The following is a 20,361-nucleotide window of genomic DNA, read 5'->3' as shown; positions in this document are numbered from 1 at the left end:
TATAAGTACTTGCAAACGACTTTACCGCCGTGGATATTAATGAAAGGTTTTAGCCGATTATACGATAATTTTCTTCGCCCAGTTCACATCTAAACAGTTAGGTTGTAGGTTAAATTTTAAGGAAATTCTTACAAAAGCAAACGCTGTTTTTATTGCCTTAAAAGCTGAATAATTTAATTGAGGAGATAATATTTTAAGAATGGGAAGGTGGAGTTTAAACGATGTTGTTCATTTTGTTTAGGACATTGCCAATAGCTTGGTATTCCGCTTTTTATTATCCAATAATTAATAAATATTCACCAAAATGTTTTTTGGCCAAATTTTTGTCGAAGTTCAGTCAAAAACAAAACTCAAATTCTACCCAAACTTTAATTATTTTCGCAATGATGTCACTCACTCAACTATATTTACGGGAATTAAAAAAAAGTGAATCTCAATCGAGAATACCCTCAATTTCAGAAACTACTTTACAAGACACTCAATTTCTGGTAAAAACGAGTGTTGACTTTGACGCTCTACCAGAAATTAAAGTTCTAAACGGGAGAGATAGACGAAGAGAAAAAAGAAAGAAGAATAATTAATCATCAGTTTCCCTTTTAGGAATAACACTTCTAGGTATCTTATTGATCGTTTGATTACTCGGCTTTCTATCCCCAAATTCATGTTTAGCCAAGCCCATTTTAAAAAGATACTCTAACTTTCTTGCATCTTCATCATTTATAAAATCAAACTTCAATTTTGCCTTGAAAGTGTTTACAATATTGAACAAATAGAAAGTATTTTTATGGAGACTTACGATGTAATTTTCAATTTCCTTTTCCCAGTGTATCGGCCTCGTATATATTATCAAAAGGGCTAAATGGTGCTTTTTGAGGGGTTTTACTTCATTTTTGAATTCATCATATAGTAAAGGAGCAATTTTAGTAGAAAAAATATCATCCTTAAAGAAGCCAACCACATTAGCTGGTATTACCTGAAAAATTTTTGTTATGCGCTCTTCAAAACTTTCTCCAAAATCACCAGCTAATACGAAACTAGCACCCTCTACCTTTGCTTCTCCTTTTGCCGCCATTAATGGACTTATAGCAAAAAGTATATTGGAAATTTGATCCCACCCCCTTAAAATCTCTTTAAGCATCTTTTTCTTTAAGTCAGGAGAAACATAATCACTGTTTCTCAAAGCTCTAGCTGACGCTTTAATATTTTGCATTAGCTTGACAACTGAGTATTCTTCAAGAAAAGTTTGAATACTTTGGTCGTATGGTTTTATCTGGTTGTAATTTTTATCTGCGTATTGATCTTTTATTGCTTCAGGCAGGGATGATGTTTGAACGATATCATTCATCTCATTTTGTGCCTTCTCGACTTGTTCCTCCGTCGGCCGCCATTCTATCAAGGCTAGTGGATTTACGTCTTTTTGGATCCCGACTTTCTCAATCACTGTATTGCAATTATTTATTAGGTCATTAGTCAAGATTTCAACTGCATTCCGCCTATTTCTGTCAATACCCGTGTAAAATTCAGTAATTTCAGGAAAAGCAATGTGCTTTTTAGTTGAAAACACGTATTCACAAAACTCAGCGTCAATATGCATACGCTTTGCCGCAAAATAGAAAATCCAATATGAAGATTTGAAAGAAAATTTTGAAGATTTTTGAACAATGATATTGTTTGAAAATAACACGTCGAAGACAACATCTACGTCTAAATACAAAAGAACGCTAGCGCAAAAATCTTTTAACTCGCTTATGAACTTGTCTCTAGTAAATTCATATGCATCATCTTTCATAAGTCTTTCACAAAATTTTCCTAATACAAATTCGCAATCCTTAACATCCGGTTTTGATTTGTAGTTAGGTATACCGTCCGTGTTGAATAACACGAACAATACAAGTTCTAACATTGCAGTTCGATTAACTGGACTTTCATCAAAGTATTTTTCTGAAACCTTAAGTAACGTCAGGCAGTTTAAAGGTGTCCTGTGTATATTAAGTACTTCTAAATCCGTTGTGACTTTAGATAATACCAAATTTTCCTCTCCTATCGGCTTAAGTTTGTTATACTGCGATATCATATCCCTTATCCTTTGCCTAGGCAAAGCGAGTAAATATAATTTATCGAATTCTCTCTCAATATCAATATCAACATCATCGTTAAAAAACTTTGAATCATCAACAGTAGACATCAATACAATCGGCTTTTCAGGATGTTTATCAATAAAATGCTTCAACATTTTAACATTAGAAGTACTTAGAGTCCACTCATCCAACACGAGACATTCAAAATCTTTTAATTCTATATTAAGAGCTTCCAATTCTCTTGATATAGCATTATGAATATTATGTGGTTTATACTTTTGGCAATCAATATAAATCCATAATTTATTTAATTCCCAAGCTTTCTTGACTAAATAATGAGACAAACATGTTAATCCGAATTGAGGAGCAGCTGTAATAACTGTTGACTTAGTGTTTACAAGCAGAGAATCCACAGGCACTCTTCTTTCAAAATTTTCGTTAGGATCAACTGATATATCGTCCGTCGTACTAAGAATCGGCTCGACCCAAACAATAGGTTGTGAATCAAATGTACTTAGGGCATCTCTAAGCCTTTTTTCAAAAACATCTTTCAAAAAATCTTTCTTTTCGCTATTAACATTTTCTGTCGAGGCAGAAAATTTTTCGGTTAACCAAAGAGTAATATGATGCCTGAAAACATTCTCAAAATCATTTGATCCCCTATAGCTCCAATAGTATCCGTCAAGTTCCTGTATTTTCTTTTTAAAAGATCTAATCTTTGCTACCGAGTCTAAATCTATATCGCCACATGAACCAGAAAAAGAATCGTTGAAATAAAACATTATGTCGACGTCATTATCAGCCTGCATTTTTCGGTAAGCAATGTCAAACTCTTCCTCTGTTCCTGAGTTTGCGTTTCGCGTTTGAGTGCCGAACTTCATAAACATCAATCCTATAAATAAGCTATAATTGTCGCCAAGTTGGTTAGATATTATCTGTTGACTATACTCGCCCTTAAAACTCGGATAACTATCAAATTCCCAACGCAATGACTCTAATCGAACCCCCAAGCTTTTCCCTATGCCTCTATTTATATCATTAAAAACTTTTTCACAAATGTCTCTTTCAGTCACGGTATCAGAAGGGGATGCTAGAAAACATTTTATTAGCTCAACTTTCATATGATTTTGGTTTAGATTTCTATATTAACGAAAAGAAAATATACTTCAAAAATTTTGATGCGTTTTTCAAGTCGCAACAAAAAAACGTAACCCTTACACCAGTAAACCCGTATAATTGCTCCAACTGATCACCTCTACGCAATGGATATTGTACACACTCTCGGACTAATTTTGCTTGGTTTTGCCTTACTGCTTGTTTTAGGCGTTATCTTTTTCACCATCGTTAAATACATCCAACGGAAATACTACCCTACCTGGAAATTTCCTGATTATGTAAGCGTAGGTTATGTTGAATACCTCTACAGAAAGTTCATTAAAAAAGATCTCCCGGATGCTTAAAACACTCATTTGAGTATTTTATAAACCATTCCTGCCCTCCTGCTGTTCTTCAACAAACACATATCACATATTTGTATGAAGAAGATCATCGTATGCCTTATTATGGCTTTACAGGGCGTAGCGGTTGTTGCGCAGGATACCCAAGCTATCCAGAAAGATTTCCAAACCATCATCGGGTACACCAAAAAAATGGAGATAGACAAGGTACTGGACATGACCTATCCGCCTATGTTTAAAGTGATGCCTAAAGAGCAAATGAGCGCTATGGCCAAAAGCGCCATGACAAGTATGGGCATTAAAACCGTTTACGAGGAAGTACCAATTAACCTTAAGCTAAGCGCCGAGAAAAAGCTGAACGCTGCCACCATTTGCCTGGGTAAATACAACCAGAGCATGATAATGGAATCAACCAACCCTACCATGCTGGATATGATGGCCAAGGCCAAAGTAAAAGATGCTACTATTGAAAGGCTGGCCAAAAACAAGATCAGGATGAAGGGTACCAACTACCTGCTGGCCATTAAAGATGCTAACACCGGCGGCGGTTGGAAATACCTGCGCTATGATGACGCCGAATCGCAGATAAACAACAAGATCCTATCTAAAGAGATACAAACCGGCGCGCAGGCTCTTAAAACAACCTTGAAATAGTTTAGATGCTTTGCTAAAATTGCCAATATTGCGGCGGTGCTTCATCTTTATTAAAGCACAATTAACCTAAACCTGCCTATGAAAAAATTATTGGCAATTACCGCATTGCTTTTACTTAAATTCTCGTCTGTATACTGCCAAAGCAATTTTAAGGTCGACTCGATATATTACATTCTTCCTGAAAATAAAAATGATAAGGATTCGAGTATCCTGAACTTTGATAGTGATGAGCACATGGTATACACAACATTGCAATCTGTACATTTGAAAAACGGTGAAAAGCCCTTTGTAAGTTACAGCTTGAAGGATGAGAAAACCTATCTGAGTTCAATCAAACTCAAAAAACTTAACATTGTTAGTTCGTCAGAACTTATGCTTAAATGTAGAGAGGTTCTCAATGAAAATAAAATTGAACAATACAGATTCTTCTTTTTAGAGAAGGTTGCCGAAAGAAAGTATTTGATCCATACAATTAAAGTACGCCAAACGCAAACCGTTAATTAGATTGGTTTGATTTTAACCTTGAAATAGTTATTGCCGCTTTATTAAAATTGCCAATATTTGCGGCGGTGCACAGGCACACGTTTTAATATGAAAGAACAAATAGACAGCTTACTAAATAACCTTAAGCAAAACGCCGTACCATTTAGCGACGTGCTTAAATTTATAGAGACTTACTACCAGCACCAGCCAACTGCCTTTAAAAACGGCGAAGCTTATAACGAGGCCACCCAAAACCAGGGCAGCGCCAAAGTATTTGCCTTTGCGCAGTTGAATGGCCTGAGCCAGGCAGATACCCTTTATTTATTTGCCGAGCATTATCAGGCTGTATTGGATACCCCAACAGGTACGGATCATCAGAATATAAGGCAGTTTATACTAAACGGCTGGCCGGGCATCGCTTTTGAAGGTGAGGCTTTAAAAGCTAAGTAAAACAAAAAAGCTCCCGGACATCTTCGGGAGCTTTTTTGTTCTGTCAAGCTCTATTCAACAAATATCAATTTGAACCAAAGGCGAAACCTTTAACCGATGTTGTTGCCGGGAATGCCTTATCTAACCGGCTAATTTTTTCATGAAACTCGGCTTGGGTTATTACTTCGATATTCATTAGCCATAACAAATTATTGTACTGCTGTTGGTAACTTAATTTAGGGTTTAATTGCCCATATAATTTCAGCAAATGCGTTCGTCTTGTTGACCCTAACAGTTCAATAAAAGCGCCCAGATCTGCTGCAGTAGGCTTATCCAATAAAAATTCGATGGGATTGCTGTTGTTTGGTTTTAGAAGATAAAGTAACTTTTTATAAGTTAAATAATATGCTGATGCAGCGCCAACTGCCACTATCAAATAAAATGCCTCTGCCCAGTTTTCTACATGTTTGCCGGATAACCTGGCCACAAATACAACAATAGCTATAACAAGGCATGCTATCGCTATTAGCCTCAATGCCGCAATGTCTTTGGTTGATGTTCTTAACCTTGTCCCTATATCTTCAAAATTGATATCATACTCGTGTATACTCCCCATTTTTTTAGACCGGACAGACAAGCCACTATCGGTAATGAAAAACCATTTCTTCTCAAAAAATCCCTTCTGGTAAAAATTTTTGTCCATGCCTTAGCCACTTTGTTGTTGCTTAAGCTAAGATAACATTAAAATGAATTGACTTTACCGTAACTAATTGTTAATTGCTAAAATGATGGTTACCCGCCGCTACCTTTTTTTCCTGTATGTGCTTACCATCAGCATCAGGTATGTATATCACTGCTGTGCTACCTTTAGGAATGCTGGCATCCATCACAAAATGGCCGTTATCTATCTTCCAGCTTACAGCAATTTTTCCCTGCGGACTTTGGTATGATGCCTTGCACCAGGTAAGCTTACCACCCACCTCGGGCTTTATGATCACTTGTTTGTAGCCCGGGCTGCCTGCCTGTATACCGGCAATATGCTGGTACATCCAATCGCCTATGGCACCATAGGCATAGTGGTTAAAACTATTCATGGCCGTTGTTTGGAAAGTGCTATCGGGTTTAATGCCATCCCAGCGTTCCCAGATGGTGGTGGCGCCCATTTTTATAGGATAAAGCCAGCTTGGATAGGTATCCTGCAGTAACAGCTTGTAAGCTTCATCTGTGTATCCAAACCGGCTTAGCACATGGCACAGGTAAGGTGTGCCCAAAAAGCCTGTGGTAAGATGATGCCGGTAAGCTTTTATGTTATTTACCAGGTACGATGCAGCTACGGCACGGTCTTTCTCTAAAAGCATATCAAACTGCAGCGCCAGCACATAAGAGGTTTGTGTATTGCTAAGGATACGGCCGCTGTAGGTGGTATACTCTTTACGGTACGATGCTTTTATACGCTCCAACAAGTCTGAATAATGCTTTACATCATCGGTTTTGCCCAATACACGGGCGGCATTAATAAGCAGTTGCGTGCTGTATGCATAAAAACATTGCGCTATTTCGTACTTATCGGTAATGGCATCGGTACCATCATCATCGGGCGAGTGGTAGCTTAACCAATCGCCAAAGTGGAAGCCTTTGTTCCAAAGATCATTGGTGCTGTTTTGGGTCATAAAGCCCACCCAATTCTTCATTGATTGGTATTGCTGATGCAGTATGGATGTATCGCCATAAACCTGGTACATGGTCCATGGCACTACGGTAGCCACATCGCCCCACCCCGCGCTTCCCGATGCACCGTTCAATATATCTGGCACTACAAAGGTAACCGCGCCGTTAGGGCGCTGGTCTATAGCCACGTCAACCATCCATTGTTTAAAAAAGTGCTGCACATCAAAGTTATATGCCGCGGTACGGGCAAAAACCTGAGCATCACCCGTCCAGCCCAGGCGCTCATCGCGCTGAGGGCAATCGGTAGGCACATATAAAAAGTTACCCTTTTGCCCCCATTGAATGTTATGCTGCAGTTTGTTTAGCATCGGGTTTGAGCATTCAAAAGTGCCGGATGGTTGCATATCGGCATAAAGGGCAACAGCTTTAAAATCGTCAGGGTTTAAATCGCCATCAACGCCCTTCACCTGCACATATCTAAAACCGAAGTAGGTAAAATGCGGCTCAAAATATTCCTCGCCCTTACCACTTAAAATATAGGTTGATGTAGCCTGCGCGCCACGCAGGTTAGCTATATAAAAATTACCAAACTTATCTAACACCTCAGCATGTTTTAAGGTGATGGTATCGCCTTTTTTACCTTTTACCTTTAGTTCAACCCAGCCAACAAGGTTCTGGCCAAAATCTAACACCTTCTCGCCTTTTGGTGTAGTGATCACCTTTATAGGTTTAAAAACCTCGTGCTTTGTAGCCGGGTAACTTTCTGTAGGCACCAGTTTGCCCGTGTAGGTTTGGGCAACTTTTACCGGTTGATTTACCTGCAGCTCGCGGTTATTATCAATAGTTTCGCCATTGTTGATAGATGTTTCGCGAATTGGGCCTCCGCCACTTTTCCAGCTATCGTCAGATGCGATGACGGCCTTTTCCCCGTTACTGTAAGTAACCTCTAACTGGCAGATAAAAGATAGCTCTTTACCGAAATAATTTCTACGGTTCTCAAAAGCTAATGCGCCACGGTACCAGCCATCGCCCAGGGCAATTTGTATGGCGTTATCGCCCTTTTTAAGCATCGTGGTAACATCCCAGCCCTGGTAGGCTATACGTTTGCTGTAGCTGGTCCAGCCGGGGGTAAGGTAGGCATTGCCCACGCGTTTGCCGTTAAGCTGCGCCTCATACAATCCTCTGCTGGTAATAAATAACCTGGCCTGTTTTACCTTGCCCGTAAGCTTAAAGCTTTTTTGAAAATACTGCGATGGATGCTTTACGCTATCCTCTGCGTAACCAATTTTTATCCATTGCGCTTTCCAATTGGTGGTAGCGTTGTGTAAGAACTGGCCATCGCCGGTACTATTTTTTGATTGGGCAAATAACGGCGCACTTGTAACAGAAACGCCCAGCAAAAGCAAGCTTAGTTTAATAAAGAGGGTTCTCATATAATTGGTTAAGGATAAATTAAGCCAATATAATAAGCTTGGTTTATATTGGCATACCCAACCGTACCATTAGCTGCCTTTACATTGTTGATGCACGCTAAATTTTGTTTCGCTATTTTAGTGATACCATGCTCCAACTGCTCGATATACTGCTTACCCTTGTCCACATCGTTATCATTGGTTTTAACCTTTTGGGATGGATCTGGAAACGTACACGAAAACTGCACCTGTTTTGCGTGGCCATAACAGCGGGTTGCTGGCTTATATTAGGGATATGGTATGGCATTGGCTACTGCCCTGTTACCGATTACCAGTGGCGTATTAAAGAACAACTGGGTGAGCAGAACCTGCCCGGCTCATTCATTAAATATATGGCTGATAAAATTACCGGCCGCGATATCAATTCAGATCTTATTGATGCCGCAACAGGGCTTGGGTTCCTGTTAGCCGTTATCATGGCCGTTTACTTTAACTTTATATCTCCGCGACTTGAAAAACGACGCAACCAAAAGGCATAAAAAAAGCCGACCCGGCGAACCGGGTCAGCTTTAACTAAACCTCAATCAAATATAAAGTCTTAGTGTTTTGCCCACCAAAGTGGTGTTAACACAGCATCAGCACCACCTAACGCAGATACCGCTTGGTTGTAGCCGGCTTGGTTGCTGTTTTTTAAGTTTGATGGATATTGTACGCGCTGCGGCAAAAACTTAATGCTCGCTGTCATATAGTTAGAAGCATTCAGATCCGGCAGGTTAGCCATTGGCTCTTCAACCGCAGGATTTTCAAAGAATGGTAAACCTAACCTTCTGTGATCGTTCCAGGTCTCAAGAGGTAACCATGGCACTTGCGCTAAATACTTCTGTGTAATGATCTTTGTAAGATGGTCGTTTCTTACGCTACCAGATTGGTACAGGTCATTTTTTGCATAAGCAACAGATACAGTACCGTTTGCACCTGTAATACCATCCTGGTAATTCATGGTATGTGTATTGCCCGGCTCAGCAGTATGGTTCCACGCTACTGAAGTGCCCGCACGGTTGTATGAGGTTGATGAAGTGTAAGTGCTAAGGTTAGCAGAAGTACCAAAGTACTCAAAGCTCTTAGCGATACCGGTTTCATAAGCAGTTTGTGCAGGCACCGGCGAAGCCCAACCGCGTACACCGGCTTCGGCCATTAAGAAATAAGTTTCCCATGGGCCAAAAAATACCCTGCGGTTTGTACCACCACGGTAAACCATGTTTAACAACGGTTTAACGCCGTTGGTAACAATAGGTTGGTTTCTGGCCACTTTGTTACCCCAGTTACCATCTGCTTTGGCATTCCATGTATTTTTAGCGTTAAGCGTTTTAACAGTGGCCCCCGATGCATCTTTTAACGGGCCGGTGAAGGTTGTGAACGAGTCGCCGATTGCAGGATAATTAGGATCAGTAGTATTACCCGGTATGCTGAATATTTTGTAAGCACGTGGGTCGATAACGTTTGGCAGACCATCTAACCAGTAACCCGCCATTGGATCATTAGTTTTGGTAGTAAACTGGTCAAAATAACGCTGACCAAGGTAATCTGCAGGTTTAATTGCAGATTGGAATGAAGCGCCCAACTGATCTGCCGATTTCACGCTACCCAGGTTAACAGCAAGGTTATTATAAGTTGCAGAGATAGGTAAACCCATCCATGATGATTCGCGGCGGAATACGCTTGACAGCGGATCCCAACCTTGTGATTCTTGTACGCTGAACATCTCAGAAGCATCTTTAATAAAGTCGCCGCCTTTAGCGGCATCTTCAAATTCAGATTGTGCTTTTTGCGCATCAACCTCAGACAGCCTCATAGCTAAACGCATACGTAACGAATTTGCGAATTTGCGCCATTTAGCGTAGTCATAACCGTAAGCCGGGTCCCACTTTTTAAGATCGGGTATACTAGGGTTAACAACACTCACATCAAGTTTTGAAGAAGCATCTTTCAACTCGCTCAAAACGTGATAATAAACAGTTTTCACATCACTGTACTCAGGGTTTGTACCCTGAAACCCGTTGATCGGCATTGGGCCGAAAGTATCAGAGAATTCGCTCATCAAATAAGCTCTCCAGATACGCGCAACTTGCACAAGATTTGAGGTGTAGGGTTTAGAAGTGCCTTTTGCCATCTGTTCGGTACCAACCGTGATAGCCGATGTCGCATTATTTTGCCATGTTGATGACTGTCCATAATATGCGGAAGCCCAATCATCAACAAAACCACCACGAGAGAAGGTATCTCCATCCTCGTCTTGTAAAGCACGGCCGCCTACAACCCAGTACAGGATGAACATACGCTCAGATAATCCCGGGTCTTGTTGTGCACCTACTATAGCGTTATTTAAAAAATATTCCGTTTGTACCTGATCGCCGTTAGCGGCAAACGGGTCTTGATTTATTTCATCAAATTTCTTGCAAGATGCCAGCATCATTGTGGCTGTAAGCACCAGGCATGACTTTTTTAATATCGATCTCATATCTAATGAATTTTCTTTTAATGTTATTAAAAACCTAAAGTCAGGTTAAGTAAAATGGTACGTACTGTTGGTGCACTACCGTTCTCGTAGCCGGTTGCATTAGAGCCTGTAGCAAACACAGATTCAGGATCTAAACCCATCATGTGGCTTTTTATTAGCCAAACGTTGTTTGCAGATACACCAATTCTTGCTCTCTGGATACCGGTACCGGATAATAAGCTTTTAGAAAGATCGTAGCTAATGTTAACGTTTCTTAAACGGATGTTTGAAGCATCGTACAAGTTAGCTTCGGTGATACCCTGGTTACCAGAGGTAACAGCTGTCCAGTATTGCTGAGGTGTTACGCTGATGGTATTTTTCTCATACTGGTTAGTGGTTGTATTTAATATTACACCATCAACTGTAAAGTTTTCGCGTTTACCGTTAACAACCGTGTTTGCAGATGTACCTGATCTTTCCATGCGCGATAGGGTGCTTGAGAAGATCTTGCCGCCAAAACGTGCATCAACCAGGAATGAGAAGTTGAAACCTTTGTAAGAGAACGAGTTGGTTACACCTAACAGGCTTGATGCTTGCTGGTTACCCAAAAGCTGGGAACCACCATCTGTAGTTTGCGGCAAACCTGCGCTTGTTAACACCAACTGGCCTTTGTAAGGACTATTAGCATCAGTTACGCGCCTAAAGCTTGAACCATAAATTGCACCATAAAGCTGACCGGTTTGGCCTATGATAGAGACATTATCATACGTACCGCCCGGTAAAGGATAAACGGTAATTTCTTTAGTTATCTCAAGTACTTTATTTCTGTTGATAGAGAAATTCACCATGGTATTCCAATTGAAACCATCTGCGTTTCTCAATATCTTGCCATCAACCATTAACTCCAAACCTTTGTTTTGGATATTACCTGCATTAACCTTTCTGTAGCTGTAACCGCTAAGAGGGTCCATAGGTATATCAAGTAACTGGTTGGTTGCATTGGTTTTGTAAACCGCAAAATCAAATCCTAAACGGCTATCAAAGAAACGCATCTCTAAACCTGCCTCGTATGATTTGATCAACTCGCTTTTAACGTTCTCATCATACAACGTTCCTTTACGGCCTGCTGTAGTGTTACCAAGCGGATCTTTGCTGATGGTGTAAGTGTTGTACAACTGATACGGATCCATATCATTACCCACCACTGCGTATGAACCGCGGATCTTACCATAAGTGATCCATGATGGCAGGCTGCCATTTTTGTTCAACATTTCAGAAAATACCAATGAGGTGCTTACTGATGGGTAGAAGTATGAACGGTTTGCTTTGCTTAATGCCGAGCTCCAGTCGTTACGAGCTGTTCCATCCACAAAGAATACCTGATCATAGTTGATACCTAATGATCCGTAAACCGAGTAGATATTGTGTAAGAATCGGCCTTGGTCATAACCAGGATTACCTACAGCATTGTTTATTGCAAACAAATTTGGAACATTTAACGTACCTGCGCTTGCGCTTAAGAAAGAGCGCTGCTGGTTCATCAAGTTACCACCTACAGTTAAAACGCCACCCCATTTGCCAATTAAGTTATCTTTTTTAGCAGTTAATAAACCGCTGTAGTTGGTTTCGGTGAAATCTGCTCTTCTTTCGCCATAAGATCCATTAACACTTGATGGGCTGCCGCCATAAGTTTTGTTTATAGTTGTAGTGTTATAAATATCAGCACCACCACGGCTTTCAAAACTTAACCAGTTGTTAAATTGATATTTAATAGATGCATTTAAGAGGAACCTGTCGCGTACATCCTCATTCAGGTTGTATTTGGCAGCCCAGTAAGGGTTAAGTTCTTGATCATCGTGCCACCAATTCATCTTACCATCAGGCCTTAACGGGTTACTGTAACCAGTTACATCAATAGAGTTTGGCATGGTTTGCAGGTAGTAGAAGTAGTTGTTCGGGTTGTAACCACTTTGTGGGCGGTTCTGTGCAGTAGAGTTGATGTACTGTACTTTTGTATCTACCGTCCATTTATCATTGGTACCAAATTTACTAACAGTACGTGCTGTTAAATTGTTACGGATCAGCTTTGCGCCGGGGATATAGCTTTTATCATCTAAACGATTATATGATGTATAAACAGAAGTAGATTTGTATTGCTGCTGGAATGATATACCTTGTAACGATTGCAAACCGGTTTGGAAGTAGTTTTTTACGTTATCGTGGAAGTTTTGCTGAAAGGTGGTACCATCAAGTCTTGTTTGGGTTTGGCCTTTATTTTCTTCCCCCCAGCTTGAAGTTGAATTAGCCACAAAACCACCGCTCTCACCCTGCCCAAATTGAGTTTGCATTTTTGGTGTTGAGAAAATACTTTCGAAACCAAATGACGAAGTTACAGTAATACCTAAGCCGTTTTGAGATTTACCGGTTTTGGTGGTGATCAAAATAGCACCGTTACCTGCACGTGAACCATAAAGAGCCGCTGCAGATGGGCCTTTCAAAACACTCATGCTCTCAATATCTTCCGGGTTAATGTCTGCCAAGCCGTTACCCATATCCCTCGTTGGGTTGAAGTAGTCGTTATTAGGTTTGCCATCGCCGCCAATTTCGTTACCGGTAAAGTTATCGATAGGCACACCATCAACAACAATAAGCGGTTGGTTAGTACCGGTTAAAGAGTTATTACCACGTAAAGTAATACGTGATGAACCACCAGGGCCGTTACCAGACTTGGTGATCTGCAAACCTGCTACCTGGCCGCTTAACGCGTTAACTACGTTGGTTTCTTTACGATCTGTTAACACCGCGCCTTTTACTTCCTGCACGGCATAACCCAAAGATTTCTTCTCGCGTTTTATACCTAATGCAGTTACCACAACCTCGTTAAGCGCGCTCTCGCCGCTCTCGATAACTACGTTTATGGTTGAGCCTTCGCCTACAGTAATTTCTTGTGTTTTAAAACCAATAAAAGAGAACGTTAAAACCGCACCGGGTTTAACGCCACTAAGGCTAAACTTACCGTTAATATCGGTAGTAGTGCCGTGTGTTGTCCCCTTTTCGGTAACGTTTACGCCCGGCGCCGCCTGGCCCGACTTCTCAGTTACCCTACCGGTAACCGTTTTTTGTGCATAGGCCACTATTGTCATCAAACTGAAAAACAATACGGCTGTACATCTCAAGTACAATTGCTTCATTTTTAAGGAGTTTAAGGTTAATATTCAGGGTGGATTGATTGTATGTTAATTAAAGCTGCAGTTTTCTATCACCAGGGTTGCAGCCCCCAGTAGTTTGGCATCAGCCGCCAGTTGTGATACCTCTATCTCCGTTTGCTCGGCCAACCAGGGTATACAAAACTCATTTATGGCCTGCTGTATGGGCGCCATCAGAATTTTCCCTGCCGTTGCGCCGCTTCCGCTTAGCACTATAAGGCCGGGGTTCATGATATGTATAAGGGTGGCTATGCCCTTACCTATCAGGAAAGCCGCATCAGATATAATAGATACCGCTAACGGGTCGCCGGCACGTGCTGCTTGCAGGAAATGCTCGGCAGGTAATTCGCTGCTGCCTTTGTAAATTTTTTCCATGCTCGAGCTGGTACCGTTATCCATTTCGGTTTTGGCGCGGTCTATCATCACCAATAGGGATGTATCTACCTCTAAGCAGCCACGCTTGCCGCATGAGCAGATCTTGTTGGTTGCCGATAACGGGATATGGCTAAACTCGCCCGCATAACCGGTATGGCCCCTAAACAGGCTACCATTTACCACCATGCCGAGGCCTATACCCCAGCCAATGTTCACTACCAGTACATCTTTAAGGCCTTTACCTGCGCCAAACTTTAGCTCGGCAAGGGCAATTAAGCTCGAGTCGTTATCAATAAACACCGGCAGGCCAAGTTCATTGGTCAAATACTTTTTCAGGCTGATGCCACTCTCGGGTTTAAAGAATGTATAGTTTATCCCTTCAACCGCGTTAACAAAACCCGGCATACCTATACCTACACCAAGTATCTGTTTAGCAGGTATACCCGAGCGCGATATATAGTTTTTAATAAAATTGGTAAGGGCATTTAAAACGGCCGGATCATCCTTAAGCAGGGTTATCTCAGTTGTCTCCGGCGCTATCCTGATGTTATTCATCAGATCATACATCACCACTTGGGTAACCAATTGGTCAACTGCCACAGCAACTACATAGCGCTGTAGTTGGTTGTTAAGTAGAAAAGATAATGCTCTTCGTCCGCCGGTTGAGGGTGCAAGACCGTGCTCCTGCACATAACCTTCTTCTACCAGATTATTAACCGTGTTGGTAACCAGCGGCAAGCTCTTATGGGTAAGCTTGCTCAACTCGGTAAGAGTAAGGCGCTTATTATAGTAAAACTGTTTAATAAGCTCTTTCCTTAGCAGGTCGTGCTTTTTTACAATGGTCATTAATCAGGGAATTGGTTCTTCAAACTTAATGCATAATTTTAAATTTAACACAAACTTTTTATTTTTTTTAAAAACTATTTTATGGTTTACCATTTTATTAAAAACAATTAATTAACAAACATTATAAAAAACTAATTATCAGATATTTAACAAAAAACTAATAATTGTCATGATTACCATTCATTCGGATATGTTACAATTGAGAAGGGTTAATTAGTAACTTTACAGGCATGATAAGACCGGCTACAACTGCTGATGCACAGCAAATTGCACCACTAATTCTGCTTGCTATGGGGCCATTGGCTGCAAAGTTTGCCAACAGTGACGATGTTAAAATACAAACACATTTGTTTGTTCATTTCATCATGCAAAACAGCAACCAGTACAGTTATCAGAATATTTTGGTTGATGAAGATGAGGGTGAAATAAACGGGATGATCATTGCCTACGACGGCGCCCTGCTTGATGAATTGCGCAGGCCGTTTCTTAACCATATAACCCAAAAGCTTGGCTTTACCGGCACGCCCGAAGATGAAACCCAAGCCGGAGAGTATTATATTGATTGCCTTGCCGTGTTGCCCCATAAACAAGGCCTGGGTACGGGCCGTAAACTTATCAAAGCTTTATGTGATAAAATTGCCGCAGAAGGGCATCTTATCGCCGGGTTACTGGTGAGCAACCCCGATGCAAAACGCCTATATGAAAGCATGGGCTTTAAAGTACAGAATACCATCACCCTTTTAGGCGGAAACCACGAACATTTACATTTAAAACTTAATGCATAATAACAACTTCCCTATCCGCATTAAGTTGCTTCGCTAAGTCAAAGCCGCTGCACACTCATCAGCATAAAATACTATAAGTAAGCCATTTAATATTGCAATACACAAACAGCAATCATTAAAATATCAGGCTTATGAAAACTTTACGTATTACCCTTTGGATGGCTTTAACACTGGCAATATCTGCCTGCAGCCAAATGAGATCTATCGGCCAAAGCACCTCATCAACCGCTAATGCCCTTGATAACACCGCCCCCCTGCCTACCGGCACTTATTTTATTGTTAATGGCAGCAGCGCTTTAACGCCCTGGCAACCCACTGTTGGGCAAAACGTTTTTTTGCAATCATTTAATGGTAGCGGCACCCAAAAATGGGACGTAACCCAAAATAAAACCAAAAAAGGCATCAGCTATACCATTAAAGTGGCCGGCTCAGATAATCTTTATTTTCAGCCTTTCCCGGTTAAAGATCATACGCCTATGGTAGGCTCGCCGGGCAACAACAGCAGCTACCGTATAGTGGCCGGGCCGGGGCCGAAGCAATGGTATATTAAAAGCCTTTTTTATAACGGCGACGCCATGCACAGTTTCGTATTTAGCCCTAACCTACCTACCGAGATCCGTTTTGATGCCGCGCAGGCAACAGATAAATTCAGTTGGAAGTTTATACCGGCGGGCGAGTAATTAAGATACATCTATCCCCGCCCTGGTGCTGTTATGATCTCATCACAGGAGAAAGTCGTGTGTCGGTGATTGAGGTTGGGCAGTGCCGGGGCGGGATTGCTTATTGGCATCATGGGCAATAATTTATAAGTTTGCCGTGTATGATCATTCAACCGCCACTGCAAATTAATCGCGCTTTCCCTGAAAACTACACAGAGGGCGAACTCGATTTTTGCAAAGGTGAGTTCACATATCAAACTGAACAACTGGAAATACTATCGTTAGATAAAGTTTTTGTTGATTTTAACGGGCGGGTATATAACAGGGATTTTAAGGTTGAGGAGCGCTCACTGATAGAGGGGCAACCATTTAAGCGGTCGGGCTTTTTATCGCGATTGAAAAAGTTATACCTGAAAAACAAACGCAACCTTTCGCAGGGCGATACCTATCTGCATTGCTTTAATGCCTGGAGCAGCAACCACTATCACTGGATAGTTGATTTTTTGCCAAAACTCACCCTGGTTATCGACGAATTGCCCAATTATGTGCTACTGTTACCCGATAGTGATTATGCCCGCCAAACAGGCGCAAAACTATTGGAGACCTTTAACCTAAAACCCAAACGCATTGAGTGGATAAAGCCTAAACAGTTTGTAGCGGCCCATAACCTTAAATTTATCCCACCCATAGTAGCCACCGGCAAAACCCACGATGAATTGATGCTGAAACTGCGTAGCAGACTCCGCTTTGATAACCCCAACCCGCAGGAGAGGATATATGTTACCAGAAGGAAAGCTGCCAGCCGTAAGGTTTTAAATGAGGATAAGGTGATTGAGCTACTACAGCGCTACAACTTTAAAACCATAGCCTTTGAGGAGTTGAGCATTGAGGAGCAGGTAAAAACCATGGCCAACACCAAAGTAATGATTTCTATACATGGCGCGGGCATCACCAACAGCATTTTCATGCCTCCCAGCGGCAGCATTATCGAGTTTAGGCGCAATAAGGTGTACCATAACCAATGCTACTGGCACCTGGCAAAAGCTATTCAATTAAACTATTACTACCTCTTTGGCGCGCCCGATGGCGAGGGTGTGATAGAAGGCCCGCAAGGTGTTAACCTTACTATCCCTTTAGATAAACTGGAAGAAATTGCGAAAGTGATTTGCCACTGATTTTATATCTTTAAACGGACCATATCTTCGTCTTTTACATGAACCGTTACCTTATCACTATCACGCTCATTGTTTGCTTTTTTACCGCGAAAAGTCAATCGCTTAAAGCTAACTACGACTCTCTTTTTCATTATCTGGAAAGGAAAGATAACTTTAATGGTAATGTGCTTGTAGCCGACAAAGGTAAAGTAGTTTATCAAAGATCATTTGGATATGCCAATTTCAAAACCGGCGAACGGTTAAATGAAAACTCTGCTTTTTACCTGGCATCGCTTACCAAGCAATTTACAGCCATGGGCATTATGATATTGGAAAAGCAAGGCAAACTGAAACTGAGCGATAAGCTTACCAAATACTATCCGCAGCTAAGAACTTATGGTAACATCAGCATTAAAAACTTGCTCAACCATACCTCGGGCATGCCCGACTATATGGAGCTGATGGCACAACATTGGGACAAAACCAAGATAGCGTTCAATAATGATGTTATAGCGGCATTGGTTAAATATCATCCCAAGGTGGCCTTTAAGCCCGGCTATACTTTTGAATATTCTAATACGGGCTATGTTCTGCTGGCATCTGTTATTGAAAAAGCATCCGGCACCTCTTATGCCGATTTCTTGAGCAGGCATATATTTAAGCCATTACAAATGAACCGCAGCCGCGTGTATAATACGCGACTGGCAAAGCACGAGATAGTTAAAAATTATGCTTACGGCTACATCATCACCAAAAATAACCCTAAGCCAACCTCTCAGGATTCGATAAAGGAATCTGACTACCTGATTTACCTGGATGGCATTGTTGGCGATGGCGGTATAATATCAACCACCACTGATCTGCTAAAATGGGACAGGGCTTTGTACACCGATAAACTCATCAGCAATCAAAAGATCAATGAGATGTTCAGTACCACAAAACTTGGTAACGGGCGCGAAGCTGGTTACGGCTACGGTTGGGGTGTAGTGCCAAAAGATACTGTAGCAGGCAAATACGTAGCCCACAATGGTGGCTGGGGCGGTTATGATACGCATATTGCGCGCTTTATTGGTCCTGATAAAACCATTATAGTGCTTCGTAACATCACTAACAACAATACTGTGGATGATGTAGAAGACAGCTACATAAGTATTTTATTCAACAATAAGCTAAAGCTGCCTGCAGTTACGGCAAATAAAGATTGATCTGCAATAAAGCCTAAATATTTATCTCCCTCGTCTTCTCCGTTCTCGGGTTGAGTATCATGGAGAAGAGTTTTTCAGGAAGGATAATATCCGGATACTTATCCAACACGTATGCTTTTTGCACAGGTGCATCAAAGGCTGCTATCACCCGGCGGCTAAAACTTTTTATCTGGATCAGTTCGCCGTTTTTATTGAGGTTGATGACCGGCTGCGGGGCGCCGTTAATTTTCATACCGTAGTTATAGCTTAGTCCCTGGAAATAGATCATTTCCTCGCTGCCAAACTGGTAAACCTCTTTGGCCTGTTTTATTTTACGCTTTTTTACTGATAAGATGAGGTAAAGCAACGCTATCCAAACCAGCAGAATGCCGGCACTGAGGTAAATATTCCCTAACACAAATGATGTTGCCACAATGGGCAAGCCAAACGCCAGCGTAAACACAAACCCGAAATTCATGTAAAATGGCTTGGCGTAAAAATAACTAATGCGCAGTTCTGCTTCGTTGTTTAGGAGACGTATGGCAGTCATACTCATTAAACTTTCGGCGGTTGGCTTTTGTTTTTCAGATGCATACCACTGTCCTTATTGTAACTTCTCAGTCCTGCCCTCATCTAACAAATGCATAATGGGTATATACAACAACCCAATGTGCTATACGTTATAGAACTTTATTTGCAGAAACATGAAATACACAGCATCGCGCCTATCAGAAGGCAATAAACTTTTCCCGGCACAGGTTATTGTTGAACCTACGGGCATTACGGTACGCATCCCCGGTTTTTTCAGCGGCGACGAAACCTCTGTAGGGTACAACAGTATTTCGGCGGTTGAAATAGATACGCCTTTCATCGGCTATTCAACAATTCGTTTTTACCACAACGGCAACAAAGTTGAAGCCCATGGTTTTACTAAGGATGATGCCAGGGCCATTAAGGCGGCCATTGAAGCAGGCCGCGCAAGAAACTAAAGTAAAAGAGCCGTGGCAATGCCACGGCTCTTTTGTTATTTTTCTTCCAGATCTTTACAATAAAAAACATTGAACTTATGCCCGTCCGGGTCGGCGAAAACAAAGCCGTAGTAGCCGGGGGCAAACTCAACCGGCTCGGTAACCATAGTACCACCTGCATTGCGGATCTCTACCGCCCATTCATCAGCCTTTGCACGATCGGGCACGCCAAGGGTGAATACGATCTCGTTGCCCTTTGTCAGATCAGACAGTTCGCCGGCCATGCCCTGTTTCAAATGTTCTTCGGTAAAAAAGTGGATCACAAAATTATCGTTACCAACCAAAAAGCTGGTTAAGGTATCTGAATTGTAATCGCCGTTGGGTTTAAAGCCTATCGCATTATAGAACTTGCTGGTGCGCTCCAGATCTTTTACGGCCATGTTAGCCCAAATGGTGGTGGTTTTCATAAAGGTTTTTCAATTGGTGTATAGTAAAGGTGGGGAAAT

Annotated in this window: 18 protein-coding genes; 10 read left to right on the top strand and 8 right to left on the bottom strand. The window is 41.5% G+C overall.

What is annotated here, in order from left to right:
• Positions 1 to 577: 577 nt before the first annotated feature.
• Positions 578 to 3,199 carry an NACHT domain-containing protein gene (locus D0C36_RS21690; protein ID WP_117393821.1) on the bottom strand — a complete coding sequence of 874 codons (2,622 nt, stop codon included), beginning with the start codon at positions 3,197 to 3,199 and terminating at the stop codon, positions 578 to 580.
• Positions 3,200 to 3,340: 141 nt separating this feature from the next.
• On the opposite strand from D0C36_RS21690, the gene D0C36_RS21685 reads away from it, so the two are divergent.
• The 4 genes from D0C36_RS21685 to D0C36_RS21670 all read left to right on the top strand — a co-directional run bounded on the left by D0C36_RS21685 (position 3,341) and on the right by D0C36_RS21670 (position 5,122).
• Positions 3,341 to 3,538 carry a hypothetical protein gene (locus D0C36_RS21685; protein WP_117393820.1) on the top strand — a complete coding sequence of 66 codons (198 nt, stop codon included), beginning with the start codon at positions 3,341 to 3,343 and terminating at the stop codon, positions 3,536 to 3,538.
• Positions 3,539 to 3,613: 75 nt separating this feature from the next.
• Entirely contained in the window at positions 3,614 to 4,189 is a 576-nt protein-coding gene (locus D0C36_RS21680) for a hypothetical protein (protein WP_147322081.1), read from the top strand.
• Between the two features lie 78 nt (positions 4,190 to 4,267).
• Positions 4,268 to 4,693 (top strand): hypothetical protein, encoded by a 426-nt coding sequence (locus D0C36_RS21675; protein ID WP_117393818.1) that lies wholly within the window; start codon positions 4,268 to 4,270, stop codon positions 4,691 to 4,693.
• Between the two features lie 87 nt (positions 4,694 to 4,780).
• Entirely contained in the window at positions 4,781 to 5,122 is a 342-nt protein-coding gene (locus tag D0C36_RS21670; protein WP_117393817.1) for a HopJ type III effector protein, read from the top strand.
• Between the two features lie 64 nt (positions 5,123 to 5,186).
• On the opposite strand, the gene D0C36_RS21665 is transcribed toward D0C36_RS21670, so the two are convergent.
• Positions 5,187 to 5,804 (bottom strand): hypothetical protein, encoded by a 618-nt coding sequence (locus tag D0C36_RS21665; protein WP_117393816.1) that lies wholly within the window; start codon positions 5,802 to 5,804, stop codon positions 5,187 to 5,189.
• A 70-nt stretch (positions 5,805 to 5,874) separates the two neighbouring features.
• Positions 5,875 to 8,202, bottom strand: coding sequence for a family 78 glycoside hydrolase catalytic domain (locus tag D0C36_RS21660; protein ID WP_117393815.1), 2,328 nt, complete (start codon positions 8,200 to 8,202; stop codon positions 5,875 to 5,877).
• 128 nt (positions 8,203 to 8,330) lie between these two features.
• Between D0C36_RS21660 and D0C36_RS21655 the strand changes: the two genes are divergently transcribed.
• The gene (locus D0C36_RS21655) at positions 8,331 to 8,720 is read left to right on the top strand and encodes a DUF2784 domain-containing protein (protein ID WP_117393814.1); all 390 of its coding nucleotides are present in this window, start codon (positions 8,331 to 8,333) and stop codon (positions 8,718 to 8,720) included.
• A 59-nt stretch (positions 8,721 to 8,779) separates the two neighbouring features.
• On the opposite strand, the gene D0C36_RS21650 is transcribed toward D0C36_RS21655, so the two are convergent.
• From D0C36_RS21650 to D0C36_RS21640, 3 genes are read right to left on the bottom strand one after another with little or no spacing between them, the layout of a single operon-like run.
• Complete coding sequence (locus D0C36_RS21650) at positions 8,780 to 10,699, bottom strand: SusD/RagB family nutrient-binding outer membrane lipoprotein (RefSeq protein WP_117393813.1); 1,920 nt, start codon at positions 10,697 to 10,699, stop codon at positions 8,780 to 8,782.
• A 26-nt stretch (positions 10,700 to 10,725) separates the two neighbouring features.
• Positions 10,726 to 13,869, bottom strand: a complete 3,144-nt coding sequence (locus D0C36_RS21645; RefSeq protein WP_117393812.1) for a SusC/RagA family TonB-linked outer membrane protein — start codon at positions 13,867 to 13,869, stop codon at positions 10,726 to 10,728.
• 45 nt (positions 13,870 to 13,914) lie between these two features.
• The gene (locus D0C36_RS21640; RefSeq protein ID WP_117393811.1) at positions 13,915 to 15,105 is read right to left on the bottom strand and encodes an ROK family transcriptional regulator; all 1,191 of its coding nucleotides are present in this window, start codon (positions 15,103 to 15,105) and stop codon (positions 13,915 to 13,917) included.
• 230 nt (positions 15,106 to 15,335) lie between these two features.
• On the opposite strand from D0C36_RS21640, the gene D0C36_RS21635 reads away from it, so the two are divergent.
• The 4 genes from D0C36_RS21635 to D0C36_RS21620 all read left to right on the top strand — a co-directional run bounded on the left by D0C36_RS21635 (position 15,336) and on the right by D0C36_RS21620 (position 18,908).
• Complete coding sequence (locus D0C36_RS21635) at positions 15,336 to 15,890, top strand: GNAT family N-acetyltransferase (protein WP_117393810.1); 555 nt, start codon at positions 15,336 to 15,338, stop codon at positions 15,888 to 15,890.
• Positions 15,891 to 16,021: 131 nt separating this feature from the next.
• Positions 16,022 to 16,570 (top strand): hypothetical protein, encoded by a 549-nt coding sequence (locus D0C36_RS21630; RefSeq protein ID WP_117393809.1) that lies wholly within the window; start codon positions 16,022 to 16,024, stop codon positions 16,568 to 16,570.
• A gap of 140 nt (positions 16,571 to 16,710) precedes the next feature.
• Positions 16,711 to 17,724, top strand: a complete 1,014-nt coding sequence (locus D0C36_RS21625; protein WP_117393808.1) for a glycosyltransferase family 61 protein — start codon at positions 16,711 to 16,713, stop codon at positions 17,722 to 17,724.
• A gap of 38 nt (positions 17,725 to 17,762) precedes the next feature.
• Positions 17,763 to 18,908 carry a serine hydrolase domain-containing protein gene (locus D0C36_RS21620; protein ID WP_117393807.1) on the top strand — a complete coding sequence of 382 codons (1,146 nt, stop codon included), beginning with the start codon at positions 17,763 to 17,765 and terminating at the stop codon, positions 18,906 to 18,908.
• Positions 18,909 to 18,921: 13 nt separating this feature from the next.
• On the opposite strand, the gene D0C36_RS21615 is transcribed toward D0C36_RS21620, so the two are convergent.
• Positions 18,922 to 19,437 (bottom strand): hypothetical protein, encoded by a 516-nt coding sequence (locus tag D0C36_RS21615; RefSeq protein WP_117393806.1) that lies wholly within the window; start codon positions 19,435 to 19,437, stop codon positions 18,922 to 18,924.
• Positions 19,438 to 19,591: 154 nt separating this feature from the next.
• On the opposite strand from D0C36_RS21615, the gene D0C36_RS21610 reads away from it, so the two are divergent.
• Positions 19,592 to 19,876 (top strand): hypothetical protein, encoded by a 285-nt coding sequence (locus D0C36_RS21610; RefSeq protein ID WP_117393805.1) that lies wholly within the window; start codon positions 19,592 to 19,594, stop codon positions 19,874 to 19,876.
• 35 nt (positions 19,877 to 19,911) lie between these two features.
• On the opposite strand, the gene D0C36_RS21605 is transcribed toward D0C36_RS21610, so the two are convergent.
• Positions 19,912 to 20,322, bottom strand: coding sequence for a VOC family protein (locus tag D0C36_RS21605; RefSeq protein WP_117393804.1), 411 nt, complete (start codon positions 20,320 to 20,322; stop codon positions 19,912 to 19,914).
• Positions 20,323 to 20,361 lie beyond the last annotated feature (39 nt).

It is taken from the genome of Mucilaginibacter conchicola, from assembly GCF_003432115.1.
GTDB lineage: Bacteria > Bacteroidota > Bacteroidia > Sphingobacteriales > Sphingobacteriaceae > Mucilaginibacter > Mucilaginibacter conchicola.
The sequence above is the reverse complement of the archived record's forward strand: the minus strand, read 5'-3'. Positions and strand labels throughout refer to the sequence as shown.